Annotated in this window: 12 protein-coding genes and 1 tRNA gene; 9 read left to right on the forward strand and 4 right to left on the reverse strand. The window is 39.0% G+C overall.

Translation table 11 applies throughout. The features are described from left to right. The first annotated feature begins 93 nt into the window (after window positions 1–93). Complete coding sequence (locus RMZ41_RS00105) at window positions 94–3,705, forward strand: hybrid sensor histidine kinase/response regulator (protein WP_322643148.1); 3,612 nt, start codon at window positions 94–96, stop codon at window positions 3,703–3,705. A gap of 92 nt (window positions 3,706–3,797) precedes the next feature. Here the strand turns inward: RMZ41_RS00105 and RMZ41_RS00110 are convergent, their stop codons facing one another. Genes RMZ41_RS00110 through RMZ41_RS00120 form a run of 3 tightly spaced genes read right to left on the reverse strand, consistent with a single transcriptional unit; the run spans window position 3,798 to window position 6,581 of the window. Then, entirely contained in the window at window positions 3,798–4,520 is a 723-nt protein-coding gene (locus RMZ41_RS00110; RefSeq protein ID WP_322643147.1) for a Uma2 family endonuclease, read from the reverse strand. A 53-nt stretch (window positions 4,521–4,573) separates the two neighbouring features. Next, window positions 4,574–5,467 (reverse strand): ABC transporter permease, encoded by an 894-nt coding sequence (locus RMZ41_RS00115; protein WP_322643146.1) that lies wholly within the window; start codon window positions 5,465–5,467, stop codon window positions 4,574–4,576. Between the two features lie 28 nt (window positions 5,468–5,495). Beyond that, the gene (locus RMZ41_RS00120) at window positions 5,496–6,581 is read right to left on the reverse strand and encodes a spermidine/putrescine ABC transporter substrate-binding protein (RefSeq protein WP_322643145.1); all 1,086 of its coding nucleotides are present in this window, start codon (window positions 6,579–6,581) and stop codon (window positions 5,496–5,498) included. 535 nt (window positions 6,582–7,116) lie between these two features. Between RMZ41_RS00120 and cruF the strand changes: the two genes are divergently transcribed. After that, window positions 7,117–8,025: a gamma-carotene 1'-hydroxylase CruF gene (cruF, locus tag RMZ41_RS00125; protein WP_322643144.1), complete on the forward strand. Its 909-nt coding sequence runs from the start codon at window positions 7,117–7,119 to the stop codon at window positions 8,023–8,025. A gap of 143 nt (window positions 8,026–8,168) precedes the next feature. Next, window positions 8,169–9,380: a 2'-O-glycosyltransferase CruG gene (gene cruG, locus RMZ41_RS00130; RefSeq protein WP_409874685.1), complete on the forward strand. Its 1,212-nt coding sequence runs from the start codon at window positions 8,169–8,171 to the stop codon at window positions 9,378–9,380. 81 nt (window positions 9,381–9,461) lie between these two features. Here the strand turns inward: cruG and rnhA are convergent, their stop codons facing one another. Beyond that, the gene (gene rnhA, locus RMZ41_RS00135) at window positions 9,462–10,370 is read right to left on the reverse strand and encodes a ribonuclease HI (RefSeq protein ID WP_322643143.1); all 909 of its coding nucleotides are present in this window, start codon (window positions 10,368–10,370) and stop codon (window positions 9,462–9,464) included. 406 nt (window positions 10,371–10,776) lie between these two features. On the opposite strand from rnhA, the gene RMZ41_RS00140 reads away from it, so the two are divergent. From RMZ41_RS00140 to RMZ41_RS00165, 6 genes are all read left to right on the forward strand, one after another. Further along, window positions 10,777–11,961 (forward strand): esterase-like activity of phytase family protein, encoded by a 1,185-nt coding sequence (locus RMZ41_RS00140; protein ID WP_322643142.1) that lies wholly within the window; start codon window positions 10,777–10,779, stop codon window positions 11,959–11,961. Window positions 11,962–12,279: 318 nt separating this feature from the next. Continuing rightward, a complete protein-coding gene (locus RMZ41_RS00145; RefSeq protein WP_409874707.1) occupies window positions 12,280–13,878 on the forward strand; it encodes a serine/threonine protein kinase in 1,599 nt (532 codons plus the stop codon). A 104-nt stretch (window positions 13,879–13,982) separates the two neighbouring features. Beyond that, window positions 13,983–15,509: a serine/threonine-protein kinase gene (locus RMZ41_RS00150; protein ID WP_322643140.1), complete on the forward strand. Its 1,527-nt coding sequence runs from the start codon at window positions 13,983–13,985 to the stop codon at window positions 15,507–15,509. 108 nt (window positions 15,510–15,617) lie between these two features. Further along, window positions 15,618–15,691: transfer RNA gene (locus RMZ41_RS00155), tRNA-Asp, on the forward strand. A 138-nt stretch (window positions 15,692–15,829) separates the two neighbouring features. Next, window positions 15,830–17,275, forward strand: coding sequence for a glutamate--tRNA ligase (gene gltX, locus RMZ41_RS00160; protein WP_322643139.1), 1,446 nt, complete (start codon window positions 15,830–15,832; stop codon window positions 17,273–17,275). Between the two features lie 334 nt (window positions 17,276–17,609). Beyond that, window positions 17,610–18,104: a hypothetical protein gene (locus tag RMZ41_RS00165; RefSeq protein ID WP_322643138.1), complete on the forward strand. Its 495-nt coding sequence runs from the start codon at window positions 17,610–17,612 to the stop codon at window positions 18,102–18,104. Window positions 18,105–18,120: the final 16 nt, after the last annotated feature.

Genomic DNA, 18,120 nt, shown 5'->3' on the forward strand with positions numbered 1-18,120 from the left:
ATTCGGATTTTGAGTTCAATAGTCAAGACAACTGAAAAATCAATTGGTCACTCAACTCCTAACTCCTAACTCCCAACTCCTAACTCCCTAATTATGATTACTGACGCTGCAATTCGTGAACAAGGATACATCTACTTTCTAGCTGAAGCCCCAGAATTAGTCCAAATTATTGAACAAGAACTATTTACTTTATCAGAAGATTATAGCATTGCTAAAGTGCATAACTTAATGCGAGCTACTCATACACTTAAAGGTGGCGCTGCTAATGTTGGGCTAGAAGTAATTAAGATGATAGCCCATTTTTTAGAAGATGTTTTTAAAGCTCTGTATAATCCCAAGGTGATAGTTGATGCTGAATTGCAAACACTTTTAATCCAAGCTTATGAGTGTCTTAGCATAGCATTAAATACCGAACTAATAGGCAGCACTGTTAATGATGAAGAACTGCTCCATCGAGCAACTTCAGTGTTTGCACAATTACAAGAAAAGCTGGGTGATGCATTTGGTGATGAAGCCCATATTCCTACTTCTGAGGAATTGGGATTTGATATTGTGCAGTCAGTTTTTGAAGTTGGAGTAGAACAACGTCTAAACAGTATTGCTGAAGCTCTTAACAATCCACCAAGTATTGATGATTTTATTGATTTTTTACACTCTCAAGCTGAAGTTTTTCTTGGTTTAGCAGAATCTCTAAATTTACCTGGATTGGGAGAAATTTCTCAAACAATTCTGTTAGCACTCCAAGCAAATCCCACTCAGGTACAGCAAATTGCAGAAATTGCCCTTGCAGATTTACAACAAGCACAAAAATTGATATTAGAAGGCGATCGCACATCTGGCGGAGAAGCTTCTCCAGCTTTGCAAAAACTCACGATAGCGACAAATAATGACATCTCTAAAGAATTGCAAAATAATTCATCTATTGATACATTCAACGAAGAACAATTTTACCAGTTCCTCACTACATCTGATAATAATAAAAACGAATCTGTAAAGCCAAAAACTGCCAAATTCTATTTAAAAGTAATTCGCTACATTTTTGGCTGGTTTAATCACGAAATACTCATACCAGAAACAGACCTTAATTTGACTTTATTAGTTCCTAGCTTAGAAAGAGATACTTTACTTGATTATATCGAAAATTGGCTGAAAAAGTTTCTTGATTTTATCCAAGATGAAGAAGATAGTAAAAGTCTTTATATTTATCGGAATGGGATCGTATTAATTATCTTATTTGCAGTAGCCAAATTTCAGTACTCTGTAAGTAAAACCGATAATTATATTTCGGTAGTTAAAATATTACAAAATCGAATTCATGCATTAGCAGAAGAATATAAAAACTATCCTCCTGTCACCAGTAAAGAGATAAATTGGCTTGACAGTCCTAAGTTACAATCACTGTTAGTTATTAAAGAAATACCCAAATCGATATCTTCTCAAATTACTGATAATTTACTAGAAACAATATGGGGAGAAGAAACTAGCCAAAACTTTGCAGGGCGAGTGCTGACTACTCTGACTGATGATTCTTCAGAAAACCTTAATTCATTAACTGTTAATGAGCAGCTAGCTATAGATGCTCCTGAAACAGCTATTGAAGTTATGCCTGATTTAGCAACACAAATCAACAAAGAAATAGAAGATAAATCACAGTATGTTCAAACTAAAAACTTTCGCCAACCTTCATCTATTCGAGTAGATACAGAAAGGCTACAACACCTCAATTATCTAGCTGGAGAATTGCTGATTTACCAAAAACGGCGTAGTTTGCAAGATGAACAAGTTAAAGAAATCATCGATCAATTAATCCGGCAAATTACGAGACACCAAACAACTTTAAATGAATTACGTGATTTACCATTACAAATTTCCAATATTTCCTCACAAGAAACACAAAATTTTGCAGTGAAATTTGACTCTTTAGAAATGGATGTCTATACAGAATTCCATACGACATTGCATGAGGCAATAGAAGAAACACTGCAATTACAAGAAACAACAGAATCTCTTGAGTTGCTTGTAACGCAAGCTGCTCAAATTAGTGACAAACAGGAGAACTTAACTCTTAATATTATAGAAAGCTTAGTCGAAGCACGAATGTTGCCTTTAGGTAATATCTTAAATCGTTTCCCACAGATGGTAAACAAATTTGGGAACGTTTATGCCAAACTTGTAGAATTGAAGCTTACTGGTACTGGAGTACTAGTAGATAAGGCGATCGCAGAAAAACTCTACGATCCCTTATTACATTTAGTCCGTAATGCTTTTGACCACGGGATTGAAGCTCCGCAACTTCGCCGGGAGCTTGGTAAACCAGAACAAGGGTTAATTGAAATCCGCGCCTATCATCAGGGTAGCCAAACTGTTATCGAAGTTCGGGATGATGGTCAAGGATTGAATTTAGACAGAATTCGTAGAAAAGCTGCTGAATTATATCCCATACAAACTGAAGAAAAAATTAGAAGTTATGCTTTTAATCTGGCAGAACCGGAGCTTTTAGACATGATATTTTCGCCTGGATTTTCTACTGCTAATAAAATAACTGAAATCTCTGGGCGTGGTATGGGGTTGGATATTGTGCGGACTCAGATGAATGCACTTAATGGTTCAATTTCAGTACAATCCTCACCCAATCAAGGAACAATATTCATACTCAAAATTCCTTTTTCTATGACTACAGAAAAATTAATGCTGGTTCAAGCCAAAGGTATTGTTTACGCTCTTCTTTTAGACAGCATCGAAAAAATATTGATTCCCTCTGAACAACAGATCAAAGAAATTGAAGGTCAAAAAGTCTTACATTGGAATACAGACAATGATGAGACTATGGTCAGCCTCCGCAAACTTTCAAAATTGATTGATTATAATGATTCATTTTTGAATACTGGTACTGCATACACTACTGACAACTCAAGCATAGAGACAAATCCGGTGCTTTTGCTAAAACGAAATCAAGGAATGTTTGCCTTGGAAGTTGACCAAATAATTGGTGAACAAGAACTGGTAATCAGACCTTTAGGAAATGCGATTGCCCAGCCAAAATATATTTATGGTTGTAGTAGTTTAGCTAATGGCAATCTTATCTTAGTGATTGATGCTTCTGTACTGGTATCTAATAGGCTTCAACAAACAACACTTGATATCATGGCGCTACCAATACCTTCTCCCTCAAATAAAAAAGCCTTGGCGATATCGGGAGACACTTTTGCATCTACACCATTACTTCCTACATCTACTTCCACAAAAACTATAGAAACCCAATCCAGTTATTCTCAAGAGTCAGAGAATAAATTACCAAAAGTTGTTTTAGTAGTAGATGATGCAATTAGTCTACGCCAAACTATCTCTCTCACTCTACAAAAATCTGGCTATCAAGTAATACAAGCTCAAAATGGTGTAGAAGCTTTAGAAAAGTTGCAGTTACATCCAGAAATTCAAGTTGTCGTCTCTGATTTAGAGATGCCACGAATGAATGGTTTTGAGTTGTTGGGCAATTTCCGTCAATATCCTAATTTAACCAAAATTCCTGTTGTGATTCTCACTTCTCGCAGTTCTGAAAAGCATCGCCAACTCGCGCAAGAATTGGGTGCAAAAGCTTACTTAACCAAGCCTTATTTAGAACATGAATTCCTTTCTACAATTAAAACTTTAATTAACAGCCGTGCAGATGATTTAAACGATTTGATTATGGTATCAAATAATTAGTAATTGGTAATTATCTTCTTTATCAATAGGCTCAAGTATTATTAAGAATTACTAATTAATTACTGATAATTTTGGAAATGCGATCGCTTTAATTAAGTAGGTAGATTATTTGGATCTACACCTAAAGACCGTAAATACTGCGCTAACTGTTCAGCCCTTTGTCGTTCTTGTTCAGCCCGCGATCGCTCTTGTTGTGCTTGTTCTGCATCTGTCAAATAACGGTTTCCTTGCTCATCATACCAACATAAAAATTCCTGTTGTATCCCGGCAATTACAGCTTGGTGTCGCCCAATACCTAACCCCACCTCTGGCATTAAATAAGGTTCACCTATTTGTAGTTGGTAATTTCCATCTATCAACTTATACACTTCAAAGGGTTGATGTTGGTCACGTCGCCAAAATTCAGGATTATAAATTACGTAGTACAATACACCCAGTTTTCTGTATATATTTAGCTTCTCTTCATATTCACCTCCGGGAGTGTGGGATACCATTTCTAATGTGAATATTGGAACTATGCCATTTTCTTCCCAAACCGCGTAACTTTTGCGTGATTTACCTCCCTTTTTCCGTTCGACTCCCACACTTAAAAAGGCATCTGGCACTACAGGTACTCTAGGATTTATCCCTGTGGTGTGATAAACACCCATATCTACTCCGAAGTACCAATTTAGGCTATTTGCCCAAATGGAGTTAAGTAAGAAAAGTAAAATATTGGGCAAAAAATTTTGATCTTCGTTATCCACTGGCGTATCGTCAGAACAGGGAAGTTCATCAGTAGTTGGTAACGCATTTTTGAGATCGGGTGAGAACATAACCGTTGTCTCGCTGGCGTTTGATGCCATTATTATAAATGAGTGACGAAAAGTTAGCGTTTGGCTTCAGGTTCGCCAAACTTAATTAAAAGTGCGATCGCAATACTAACAAGCAAAATTAACGTCATACTTAAAGCTGAACCAAATCCCCAATTTTGGGTTGCCCCAAGAAACTGGTTATAAACTAACCGCGCTGCTGTCATACTAGAAGCACCACCAAGTAATTCTGGATCGACAAAATCCCCCAAGCCTGTGATAAATACCAGCATAGAGGCAGCTGTAATTCCAGGTAAAATTTGTGGTACGGTTACTTGGAAAAAAGTTTCCACAGGATTTGCACCTAAATCAGCCGCCGCTTCTAGCAGACGCTTGTCTAGTTTTTCGAGAGACGCATATAAAATCAAAACCATATAGGGTAATAAGCTGTAACTCATACCAATAAATACAGCTTGACTCTGGTTAAGTAATTGCAAAGTAGGTAAACCGAAAGTGTTGAGTAAACTATTCAATAAACCAGTAGGACGAAGGATTGTAATCCAAGCATAAGAGCGGAGTAACGAGGAAGTCCACAAAGGCAAAACAAAGCCTAATAGCAGCAAATTCCGCCAACGTTGCGGCGCTATTTGAGCAATCCAATAGGCGACTGGAAAGCCCAAAATTAAACAAATTATGGTGGTTCCAAAGGCGAAAAATAGCGATCGCCCAATTACTTGCACATAAAGCGGATCGAATATTCGGATATAGTTTTGAAATCCATTAGGATTAACCAAATCTCCCGGACGGATATCTGCAACTAAACTCAACTCGAAAATTATCAAAGTTGGCAGCACCAACAAAAGTAATAGCCAAATACCCGATGGTGAAAGTAATATCAAAGGTTGCAGCCAATTTCCTGGTAGGCGATTAAATTTTTCCATCTGGGAAATCCCATTTTTATCAATATTCATCACTTATAACTCCTAACTCCTAATTCCTTTAACTACTAGTTAATTCAGTCCAATAGCGATCGTAAACCTCTTCAAAATCTCCGACAGGAGTAACCCGTTCACAATTTGCTAAAAGCGACTCTGAGGGAAATAAATTACCATTGTTTTGAATTATTTTTGGCAATTGCTCAAATCCAGCCTTATTAGGCGTAGAAATACTCAGACGTTGACTGATTTGGGCTGCTAATTCTGGTTGCAGAATCATGTTGATCCAAGCATAAGCTCCTGCTAAATTGGGGGCTGTTTTAGGAATTACAATAGTGTCTGTCCATAATGAAGAACCACTGCGAGGAATTACATATTTGAGTTTAGGGTTTTCTTGAGATATTCTCACCGCATCTGCTGAATAGCACATTGCTAACAGTAAATCTCCTGCCAGAATTTGATTTTGCCAAGCATCGGTGTCAAAACGTGCGATCGCAGGTTTTAGAACTTTCAACTTTTCATAAGCTTGTTTGATTTCTTGTTCGTTTTTCGAGTTGTAAGAATAACCTAACATCCGTAATGTTGCACCCATCACTTCTCGAACATCATTAAGCAAGGTCATCCGTTGATTAAGTTTTTCTTGGTTCTGCCAAAGGTAATCCCAGTCTTGTGGCGCATCTTTGATTTTTTCGGAATTGTAAAGTAAACCTGTTGTCCCCCAGTTAAAAGGGATGCTATATCGGTTATTGAGGTCATAACCAGGATTCTGAAACCGGGGGAATAAATTCTCTAAACCGATTAAGCGATCGTGATTTATTTCTGTTAACAAACCTTTGTTTACCATCTTCTGCACCATGTAATCAGATGGGTAGATGATGCTGTAAGTACCACCGCCTCCAGCTTGCAACTTAGCCAGCATGACATCATTAGAATCATATACATCCGCTAGCACTTTCATACCAGTTTGGGTGCTAAAGGTTTTCAGTAATTGGTTGTCAGTATATTGTGTCCAGGTAAAGATATAAAGTTGGTCACGCTGACTAGAAGTATTAGAATTAGCACGCACTTCAGCCAGCCTCCAGCCACAACCAGCTAAAGATAAGCTAGAAAGTGCTGCTATCCCTTTGAAAAATTGCCGTCTGTTAGTCATTAAGTTAGAAGTTATTCATCGACAACTTCTAGATTACGGTATACTTCCTAGTCCCTGGTGTGATTGTCTGGGGTAAATGTATCATTCTTAACAGTTACTAAACGTATCCTTTTCTTCTCAGGCGATCGCCCGCTACGCAAATATAACGCTGTGCAAACTTTGAGATGTAGGGCTTTCGTCCGAGTTAGCTAAAGACTTTATTTTACTTTCAGACTTAGTTAATCTATGATGGTTATCCTCCCTCAAAGAGATCCTTGAATGAAAGGAGTTATTTAGCATACGGGTATCACTAGGACAAGAAACCAGAAGTTTTTACAGATGAAATTATGTAGATTTTGAGTATATAGATTAGACTAGTAGGTTTATCATCATATTTCTCATATATAGCTTCAATCAATCGGTTGTTATGCTCTTACCAAGAAAGCCAAACAAGTTTGTAGAGAATTGCGGCACAAAGTATTTAAATATGTTGTTAAACATTTGTAAACTGTTAGCAGCCGAGTAGCCGCGTGTCACATCTTGTTAAGGAATTATCATGAGACAACTTGTTATCGCTGAACGCGTATGCCTGATTGGTCATATCGTGTCAAAAGCCTTTGGACTGGTAGGGATGCTACTAGTCGTACCTAATGCCGAAATAATTTTCAACTTATCGCAGGTTGGAGAAACGGCCGTACAGTTAAGTATGGCTGGTGGCGGTGTAGTTGATATCATCTTGGGGACAATAGCTGTCTCTATTTATGCCTACCGGACGCTAGGATTAGGAACTTGGCTAGCATTTATGCTGCCGGCTATGTTTATCTCTTTGGGAAGTGAACTACTGGGAACCAGTACAGGTTTCCCATTTGGTGATTATAGCTACTTAAGTGGTTTGGGTTATAAGATTGCGGGGCTAGTTCCTTTCACAATTCCTTTATCTTGGTTCTATGTTGGGCTGTCATCTTATTTAATTGCGAGAAGTGGTTTGAAAGTGGCTCAAAAACCCAGTTGGGGTCGCCATATTGCGGCTATAGCCGTTGGTGCTTTACTCTTCACTTGTTGGGATTTTGCCCTTGAGCCAGCTATGAGTCAAACTTCTCTGCCTTTTTGGTATTGGGAACAACCAGGAGCTTTCTTTGGTACACCTTACCAGAATTATGCAGGTTGGTTTGGTACTAGTGCCCTGTTTATGAGTGTGGCAGGCTTGTTGTGGAGAAATACATCGATTAAATTAGAGCGATCGCAACTCAATCTACCCTTAGTCGTTTATTTAACTAACTTTGCCTTCGCCGCCGGACTAAGTTTAGCTGCTGGCTTCTCCATTCCTGTATTGCTGGGCTTAGTCCTTGGTGTGGTTCCCGCCGTGACGCTGTGGTTGAGGAGTTCAACCACACCCAATCAAGTTGCTGTTGAACCAGTAACCCAAGAAGTATCAGTAGCAAAGGTTGAAGTTGCCTTGAAATAGGTAAGGGACTAGGGACTAGGGATTGGGGACTGGGGACTAGGATTGGAGACTAGGAAATAATCTATTTCCAATTCCCAATTCCCAATTCCCAATTCCCAATTCCCAATTATTTTGTATAGTCGTAATTTTAATTGATAAGTATTTTGACAACAGTAGACAAAGCTTTAATATTAGAAAGTGCCATATCCCTTTTATTCCTACTTATCCAAGTACCAGCAACGGCGATTCTGTTTTCGCGTCTGCTAAAGGGGCCAAGACGGCTGCCACCAATAAAACCACAACAGCCAACACTGGAACTTTTGGGTAAGGTTAGTGTCGTTGTTCCCACGTTGAATGAGGCGCTTCGTATTAGCCCTCTGTTAGCTGGTTTAAGTCAGCAAAGCTACGAAGTTCGGGAAATTATCGTTGTAGACAGCAACTCTAGTGATGGCACACCAGACTTAGTAAAAGCGACACAGCAAAAAGATCCGCGTTTTCGTGTGATGACGGACGATCCTTTACCTTCTGGTTGGGTGGGGCGACCTTGGGCGTTGCATAACGGTTTTCTATATAGTTCTGAGGGTAGTCAGTGGTTTCTGGGGCTAGATGCTGATATTAAACCACATCCTGGCTTAGTTGCCAGTTTGGTACAAACGGCCGAAGCACAAGGCTATGACTTGATTTCCCTTTCACCTCAGTTCATCCTCAAATATCCAGGAGAGTGCTGGCTACAACCAGCTTTGTTAATGACTCTGCTTTACCGATTTGATCCTGCTGGGATCAATGCAGAGCAGCCTGAACGGGTGATGGCAAATGGGCAGTGTTTTTTGTGTCGTCGCTCCGTTTTAGCTGCTGTGGGTGGCTATAGCAGTGCCAGTAGTTCTTTTTGTGATGATGTCACCTTGGCAAGAAATATTGCAACTCTTGGGTATAAAGTGGGCTTTTTAGATGGCGCAAAGGTGTTAAAAGTAAGGATGTATGAAGGGGCGATGGAGACGTGGAAGGAATGGGGGCGAAGTCTCGATCTTAAAGATGCAACTTCTCGTTCGCAGTTGTGGGGAGATTTATGGCTACTTACATCTGTTCAAGGTCTACCCCTTTTAATTGTCCTCAGTTTTTTATTGATTTCTCCCCCACAGACGCGATTAATCGCGTCTCTACCCACTCCCTTAATCCTTTTATTGGGACTGAATTTATTCTTAGTGGTGATTCGCTTTGCAATGCTTTTTGCGATCGCACCTTCTTACGATCGCAAAAATGCTAAAGGTGGCTGGTTATTCTGGCTTTCACCTTTAGCAGATCCCCTAGCTGTGCTGCGAATTTTCTTATCTGCATTCCGCAAGCCACGCGAGTGGCGAGGACGCAAGTATATATAGTGGGGAATTGGGAATTGGGAATTGAGCATTGGGAATTGAGTATAGTTATTCTCCTTGTCCCCATTCCCCATTCCCAATTCCCTACTCCTCTTCACTTCCTACTTGATCCCCGCGTTCTAGTTCCCAGAGAATTTGATTTCCTTCACGGCGTACCCGTGACACTATCCAGTTTCGCCAGCGCCATTGATCTCCTCGACTAGTAACAGCACTGGCGTGAACATCCATCAAGTCTGCTAACTCAGAACTAGTGATTAAGTAGCCTTTTTCGGAAATTTCGTCAGCGATACGCAGAGTTTCGACCAAGCTACGAAGTTGCGAAACCCTCATTTCTGGAGGTTTCTCATCGGTAGCGGCCGCATTTGGCCCAGTTGATGGTTCCATAACGGTTATTTCGGGTGCAGAAGTACTGATTTCTTGAGGACTTTGGTTAATTATTCGAGAGTTTTTTTCATAATCAGCTACTTTTGCTACATTTAGGTCATTTTTGGCAGGTAAAGATTTATAAAAATTTGTTGGAGTTAATTGTTGTAGCGGAGGAATTTTGCCAGTAGCATAGCTGCGAGCGATCGCATCACAACGTTCGTTACCTATGTTACCAGAATGTCCCCTGACGTGTTGCCATTTTACCTGTTGCGTATTGAGTTCATCAAGAGTTTCCAAAAGTTCTTGGTTTTGGACAGGTTTACCATCTGACTTTTTCCAACCTTTCTTTTTCCAGCCCTTCACCCACTTGGTAACGCAGTTAATTAGGTATTCGCTATCGGTATGGAGGGTGATTGGTTCAACTTGTTGAGATGTTTGCAGGAATTGCAGGGCTGCGATCGCAGCTTGCATTTCCATTTTATTATTAGTGGTATTAGGGGATGCATCACCCATTTCGTGGATTGAGCCATCGCTAAAGTAGACGACAACTCCCCAACCGCCAGGGCCAGGGTTCCCGGTGCAAGCGCCATCGGTATATATGCTTTGGATTGTAGGTTGAGTAGACATGATTTAAGATATCGAACCGCAAAGGACGCAAAGCTAAAAGTGATTAGCGACGAATTTTTTTAAAGAATATCCAGGCTATTATACTGGTTAGCACTCCAGCAACAACGCTCCAAAAAAAGGCTGTTGTAAAGAAAAATGGTGTTTTGCAATTTCAGCAATTAACACTGAAGATGTAATTTAGCTGGTTACTAACCCCATATCTGCGCTACTGATGAAGTTTTCTAAGTTGCGATCGCTTTTTGCTTGTCAATTCTACTAACTAAATTTTGCAGCCGAGTTAAGTTTAGGCTGAGGTTGATGTAATCTGTTTATATTTGCGGCAGATATTTATCAGCACTGAATTCGCTAAATTTGTTCATAAATGGTATTAAAATCAAGATTTTATTCATATTTTCATAAAAACTCTATGCAGCTAATCAAAAAAATATTCGCACTACCACAAATTATTTTCTTATTCATAATTATTTTTGTTATAACCTTTTTATTCAAAAGCTTACCATTAAGTGCTGTTGAAGTTAGTAGCATAGAGTTTATCGGAGAAGCAACTTTACCAAAAGGTTTAATCTTCAAAAATATTGAACTCGGAGGTTTATCTGGAATTACATACGATGCAAAAGAGAACCTTTATTATGCTATTTCCGATGACCGTGGGCAAAAAGGTAATGCCCGTTTCTATACCCTGAAAATAGACTTAAGCAAGGGTTCTCTACAAAAGGGTAAAGTTCTTCCTGTAAGTTTAACCACATTATTAAATGAAAAAGGTCAAGCATTTCGCCCTGGTGAAACCGATACAGAAGGTATTGCATTAACTAATAAAGCAACTGTATTTATTTCTTCTGAAGGCGATGTCACAAAATTAATTAATCCTTTTATTAAAGAGTTTTCAATATCTTCTGGAAAGGAAATTAAAACACTCCCTGTTCCAAACAAATTTTTGCCAGATAAAAGCGGTCAACAAGGTATCCGCAACAATTTAGCTTTTGAAAGTCTCACCATCACACCTGATAACAAGCATCTATTTACAGCTACCGAAAATGCTCTAATTCAAGATGGTGTCGCCGCTAAACCCAATATCGGTAGCCCTTGCCGCATTTTGCAATACAACTTGCTCAATAGCCAGCCAGAAAAGGAATTTCTTTACAAAACTGAACCAGTTTCACCTTTTTTGAATTTGACTGGCAAATTTGCTAGTGGATTACCTGATTTACTTGCTCTTGACAATCAAGGACACTTCCTAAGTTTAGAAAGGTCTTTTACTGGTTTAGGGTTTGCTATTTCCTTATTTCAGATTTCTTTAGAAGAAGCTGATGATATTCATAAGATTGATAGCCTTTTAGCAGTTGACTCCACAAAGATTAAACCAGTTCAGAAAAAACTACTGTTAGATTTGAGAACCCTAGATGTATTGCTAGACAACATCGAAGGCTTAACTCTTGGCCCTAAACTACCCGATGGTCAACAATCATTAATTCTCATCAGTGATAACAATTTTAACTCGCTGCAACGTACCCAGATATTAGCTTTTAAAATAAAAATTGAAACACCACTGATGAGATTATTACGCCGTTTTCTGCCGAATCTCAACCGTTAACTGTACAGAGTATCGTCCTTTTACAGCTATTTACTTGGTTGAAGCTTATTCCTGTGTATTCACTGAATCTATTAAGCAAATTTATCTAGACTATTTGTACTTTACGTGTAATTTCTCAACCGTATTCCTTAATAAATATGTTACACAATGTGTAGGGAGCTTTGCAGACAGATTAATCATAATGGCAGTATATGATTATTTGCCTACAACCTCTGATATTTTTAGATTTAATTTTAGTAATTATCTAGACTTATTAAAGTAATTTGCCAACACTATTTTTCATAAATGATTTTTATGGCACCAAAAAAACTTGAGAATATGGTAGGGCAAAAACCAGAATTAGACAATTACATTGGACAATTTTTAAATAATCGCTATTTAATTACAGATTTGATTGGCAAAGGGGGGATGGGTAGGGTTTATTTAGCAGAAGATACTGCTAAAGGCGGTATGCCGATAGCAATCAAAATTTTATCACTCAGTTTAGCAAATCAGCAAATGTCGCAACGCTTTGCTAGAGAAATTTTTATTGGCGCTCAATTGGGGCGTAAAAGTAAACATATTGTTCGCATCTTAAGTTATGGCGTTACTGAAGATAAAACCCCCTTTTATGTAATGGAATATCTCCAAGGAAAAAATCTCAAACAAATTCTCAAAATTCAGCCCTTAACAATACCGAAGTTTTTGAAGATTTGTAATCAAATTTGTTTAGGCTTACAATGTGCCCACCAAGGTATTAGCCTCAAAGGAGAGATTTATCCCATTGTTCATAGAGATATCAAGCCCGAAAATATATTTCTTTGTGAAGAAAGTAAACAAGGAGAAATTGTTAAAATACTCGATTTTGGCATTGCTAAATTTTTAACAGAGCGGAGTGGGATGACTCTGACAGATTCTTTTATTGGTAGTTTACCCTACTGTTCTCCAGAACACATGGAAGGGCGCAAACTCTTAGATGTGCGCTCAGATATTTATAGTTTGGGAGTACTAATGTTTGAGATGTTAACAGGAAAACATCCATTTCAGACAAAAAGTAATTCCTTTGGTACTTGGTATCAAGCGCATCGCTTTCAAATGCCACCTACAGTTGAAGAAGTTAATCCGCAAGTCAAAATCCCACAGGTGTTACAAAAATTATTGATGAGTTGTTTAGCTAAGGAAGTGAGCGACCGCCCACAAAATGTCAACCAAATATTAGAAGATTTAGAAAAGGTTAATATTCAGTTCAATGATGGTATACCTAGTAATAGTAGTGAGATGATTAAACTCTCACTTCCAGTTCAATTAGTACCTGCAACTTTATTGTCAGAACAAGAGTGTTTGCAGAAAAATTGGCCTAAGAATAAACCAATTGCGTCAATTGGTTTTCCCCATTTACTACAAACTATTCAAAGACCTATACCAACTTTTTGGGCAATGTTGCCTAAAGAAGAGATTACAAAGTTTTTAGATAAAATACATGGTACTGAATTCATTAGTCAAATTAATGTATATCCGATGCTTCTGTGGGTAACAGTATTATATGATGAACAACCTTCTATGACTAAGTGGCTACCTTATTTCCTAGATTTAAAAGATAATAAAGGACAGAATATAGCACGTAGTTTAGCAGAGATAGGTTACTATCATCTACTATTTTTTTCCCTAGAAGATCCAAACCGTTGCTCTCATGTAACAACCCTAAGCCTCACGGCTAATCAGCGCCAGCAAATTGTAGATTGGTTAGATATAAGTCAACGGTCAAATGAATTAATTTTGCCTAATCAAGCAAAAAGTCTTCTAAGAGCAGAGTACGAGAAACTAAAATTAGACATTTTACAAAAATTAGCCGCAGATCAAAAAGCTGAGAAAGAAGGTTTAAAAAATTGGATGAATAAATTATTTGAAATTTTTTTTAAACTTTTATCGCGCTCTTGAAAGTGCGTTGTCAAAATGCTTCCCAACATTACCTAACTATATTTTTATGATTTTTATGTATGTATTGCTGACTTTAAATGGACTCAGTAGCAGAGGTTAAGAAAGTGAATCAAAGCCCATTTACATCTCCAAATAGTACGGGCTTGCTTGCCAATCGTTATCAACTAAAGCAATTAATTGGTAGCGGTGGTATGGGTGAAGTTTTCTTAGCAAATGATATTTTGTTAGGAGGCATACCAGTTGCTATCAAATTTTTGACTCAAACTGTTGTCAATATCAAGATGCAACAAGACTTTGTTCGTGAAGCTTTAATGAGTGCAGCTTTGAGTCAAAAAAGTTTACATATAGTGCGGGCGTATGATTATGGTGTAAATGAGAAAGGAAAACCATACTACGTTATGGAATATTTATGCGGTAAGAGTTTAAAAGATTTAATCCCCTTGCCGTTGCCGATGTTTTTAACTCTCTCTCGCCAAATTTGTTTGGGTTTACAATGTGCCCATCAAGGCATTAATATTGACGGTAAAATTTGTCCGTTGGTTCATAGAGATATTAAGCCTGCCAATATATTAGTTATTCCCGATCCGATATTGGGTCAATTAGTTAAAATTCTGGATTTTGGGATTGCTAAATTTGTAAATTATGCATCAACAGCTAGTACAAATAGAGGATTTAATGGTACTTTGCCTTATTGTTCTCCAGAACAGCTAGATGGAGAAAAATTGGATAGTCGTTCTGATATTTATAGCCTGGGTGTGATGATGTTTGAAATGCTCACAGGCAACAAACCCTGGGAACCAGAAACTGATTATTTTGGTGCCTGGTATAAAGCACATCATTTTGAAGCACCAAAAACGATCGCAGATGTTAAACCCAATCTCAAAATACCTCAGAAGCTAAATAATTTGATTATGTCTTGTCTTGCCAAGAAATCTTGCGATCGCCCACAAAATATTGCTCAAATTTTGCAAGTATTAAATAGCTTAGAACAATCTAATCCTAGCAGTTTACCAACAAATTTATCTTCTGATTCCATCCTGAATCGCCCCTTAGATTCTGGATTACCAATTGCAGTAGAACAAAGCTGTCGGCAACTTTTGTGGCCTCAAAATAAACCAACTCAAGAAATTGTTTTTCCCCAGCTTATAGATACTGCACAAGGATTTATGACAGCACTATGGTTGATGTTGCCTAGACAAGAAATCAAAAACTATGCTCTTTCTACCCGTTACAACCAATTTATCTTCATGACATCCCCGCACCCAATGCTGTTGTGGGTAACTGTACTCTACAATCGGCAATTGACTCCTAAGTGGCTACCCTGTTACTTAGATATGCAAAATTCCCAAAATCTTAGAATGGTAACTTTACTGGCTGAACATGAACACTATCCGTTGATTTTATTTTCTCTGGAAGCACCACATTCCTGTACTAACGTTCTCAGCAGTCGTATTGAGCCAACTCAGCGACAAATGTTGAAAACTTGGGTGCAACAAACTCATAGCCTACCATCCACTTCTGTGCCCCACATGAGCAAACAGCTATTAAAACAGCAGTATAAACAAATTCAATCCCGGATATTGCAGCATCTGGAATCTAAGCCCCAGGTTGTATTATCAAGGTCTATTTAACGGTATTGCACCTTGGAGAGATGGGGTAAAAATAACTTCTAATTTTTCTCTCCAAAATGCTTGACAAGCAGAAAAAAAATAGTGATAATAGCAAAGTTGACCAAACAAGGGACTGTAGTTCAATTGGTTAGAGCACCGCCCTGTCACGGCGGAAGTTGCGGGTTCGAGCCCCGTCAGTCCCGTTCTAAATTTATGAGTAGTGAATCACCAAACCCAACTTCGGTGATTTTTGATTTGGAATTCCCCAAAAGGATTGACCCAGAATTGGGGGTTTGAATATAAGCTACATTTATCATGCTTTCCGAAAGAGAGAATTAACTGTGACTGTCAGAGTCCGTATTGCACCGAGTCCAACTGGAAATTTACACATTGGTACAGCTAGAACGGCTGTATTTAACTGGTTATTTGCCCGTCACCACGGCGGTAAATTTATACTAAGAATAGAAGACACAGATTTAGAGCGATCGCGTCCCGAATACACCGATAATATTCTTGAAGGATTGCGCTGGCTAGGTCTTAACTGGGATGAAGGGCCATTTTTCCAATCTCAACGCCTGGATCTTTACAAAGAAGCAGTACAAAAACTGTTAGATCGAGGATTAGCCTATCGCTGCTACACCACCAGCGAAGAACTAGAAGCGCTAAGAGAAGCTCAGAAAGCTAGGGGCGAAGCTCCCCGCTATGACAACCGTCACCGCAACCTCACACCAGAACAACGTGCTGCTTTTGAAGCAGAAGGTCGTTCTTTTGTAATTCGCTTCAAAATTGAAGATGGGCGAGAAATTGTCTGGAATGACCTAGTAAGGGGAAAAATGTCTTGGCGAGGTAGCGATTTAGGTGGTGATATGGTCATCGCCCGCGCCTCAGAAGAGGGTAGCGGTCAACCACTGTATAACTTTGTCGTTGTAGTGGATGACATCGATATGCAAATCACCCATGTCATTCGCGGAGAAGACCATATTGCCAACACCGCCAAGCAAATTCTGCTGTATGAAGCTATGGGTGCAAAAATCCCAGAGTTCTCCCACACACCGTTAATTTTGAACATGGAAGGGCGCAAGCTTTCTAAGCGGGATGGAGTTACTTCTATTTCTGACTTTCAGAAAATGGGCTTTACCTCTGAAGGCTTGGTGAATTACATGACATTGTTGGGTTGGTCGCCACCAGACTCGACGCAAGAAATATTTACCTTAGAAACAGCAGCCAAAGAATTTGGTTTTGAGCGTGTAAATAAAGCAGGTGCAAAATTTGACTGGGACAAGCTGGATTGGTTAAACAGTCAGTATATCCACCATGCGCCAGTAGATAAACTCACAGATTTACTTATACCCTATTGGCAAGCGGCTGGGTATAAATTTGATGGTGGAAGAGAACGCCCCTGGTTAGAACAGCTTGTAACTTTAATTAGCCAAAGCTTGACTCGTTTAGTAGATGCAGTATCTCAAAGCCAACTGTTCTTTAGCGATACAGTTGAATTTAGCGAAGAAGGCAGCACACAACTGAAACAAGAGGGTTCTACTGCTGTCCTTGAGGCGATTGTCACAGCTTTAGAAAATCAGCCGCAGCTGTCAGAAGCCGCCGCCCAGGACATTATCAAACAAGTGGTGAAAGAGCAAAAAGTTAAAAAAGGCTTAGTAATGCGATCGCTCCGAGCAGCCTTAACTGGAGATGTTCATGGCCCCGACCTTATTCAATCTTGGTTACTGCTAAATCAGATTGGTTTAGATAAGTCACGCTTGAGTCAGGCAATAACAGAAGCTAATTAGCAATTACTTCCGAATTTTAGAAATATTTTCGATTTTAGGGGCGCACAAAGGTGTGCCCCTGTTTATAAGGCAATACAGTTCAGATAAGACCAAAACACTTGTAGAGACGGCGATTTATCGCGTCTCAAAAACCCAAAATTTTTACCAGTAGTCCTTAACCCAAGCGTATTGATTTATAAGGTAGAGCAACTATAAGAACAAGAAATCATTGACTAATTACTAATGAATTATCCTTAATTTTAAATCTAAAATAGGTAGTCAATTCTCCTCATGTTGGGAACTTGGTGTGTAAAAATGATGTCTTCAAAAACACTTAGAAGCGAACGTAATTACAATGCCGACAAAAGCGCTCAATAAAGGGATGAGATTATCGTTGATGATAGTTACGCTCTTAATCACATCGACAGTTAACGCTGTGACTGATGCTCAAGAAGCGCCAACGATATTTGGAGATGTAACTATTAGCCCCCAGTTTTCGCCAGACCCCTTGACAGTTCGTGGGATGAGTGGTGGTTCAATACCTGGGAGTAAAGTAGGTGGGAGAAGCGAAACAGCCACTGGCCCTTGTACCGGATTTGTTGATGAAACACCAGACCACACATTAGCGCTAACAAGTAAATTCGACTACCTAAAGTTGCAAGTCCAAAGTCCTGAAGACACCACCATAATTGTCAAGGGCCCGGGTGGTACTTGGTGCAATGATGATTTTGATGGCAAAAATGCTGGCATTATTGGTGAATGGCTGCCTGGAAGTTATCAGATTTGGGTTGGTTCTTACGAAAAAGGCAAGTACCTTCCTTACACTCTAAAAATTACAGAAGTTAAGTAGGGAATTGGGCATGGGG

This window comes from Nostoc sp. DedVER02, from assembly GCF_034530675.2.
Lineage (GTDB): Bacteria > Cyanobacteriota > Cyanobacteriia > Cyanobacteriales > Nostocaceae > Nostoc.

Coding starts and splice junctions, on each gene's coding strand:
- RMZ41_RS00120 (WP_322643145.1), bottom strand. CDS start 6,581: ATGACTAACAGACGGCAATTTTTCAAAGGGATAGCAGCACTTTCTAGC.
- RMZ41_RS00110 (WP_322643147.1), bottom strand. CDS start 4,520: ATGTTCTCACCCGATCTCAAAAATGCGTTACCAACTACTGATGAACTT.
- cruF (WP_322643144.1), top strand. CDS start 7,117: ATGAGACAACTTGTTATCGCTGAACGCGTATGCCTGATTGGTCATATC.
- RMZ41_RS00165 (WP_322643138.1), top strand. CDS start 17,610: ATGCCGACAAAAGCGCTCAATAAAGGGATGAGATTATCGTTGATGATA.
- RMZ41_RS00105 (WP_322643148.1), top strand. CDS start 94: ATGATTACTGACGCTGCAATTCGTGAACAAGGATACATCTACTTTCTA.
- RMZ41_RS00145 (WP_409874707.1), top strand. CDS start 12,280: ATGGTAGGGCAAAAACCAGAATTAGACAATTACATTGGACAATTTTTA.
- RMZ41_RS00140 (WP_322643142.1), top strand. CDS start 10,777: ATGCAGCTAATCAAAAAAATATTCGCACTACCACAAATTATTTTCTTA.
- RMZ41_RS00115 (WP_322643146.1), bottom strand. CDS start 5,467: ATGAATATTGATAAAAATGGGATTTCCCAGATGGAAAAATTTAATCGC.
- rnhA (WP_322643143.1), bottom strand. CDS start 10,370: ATGTCTACTCAACCTACAATCCAAAGCATATATACCGATGGCGCTTGC.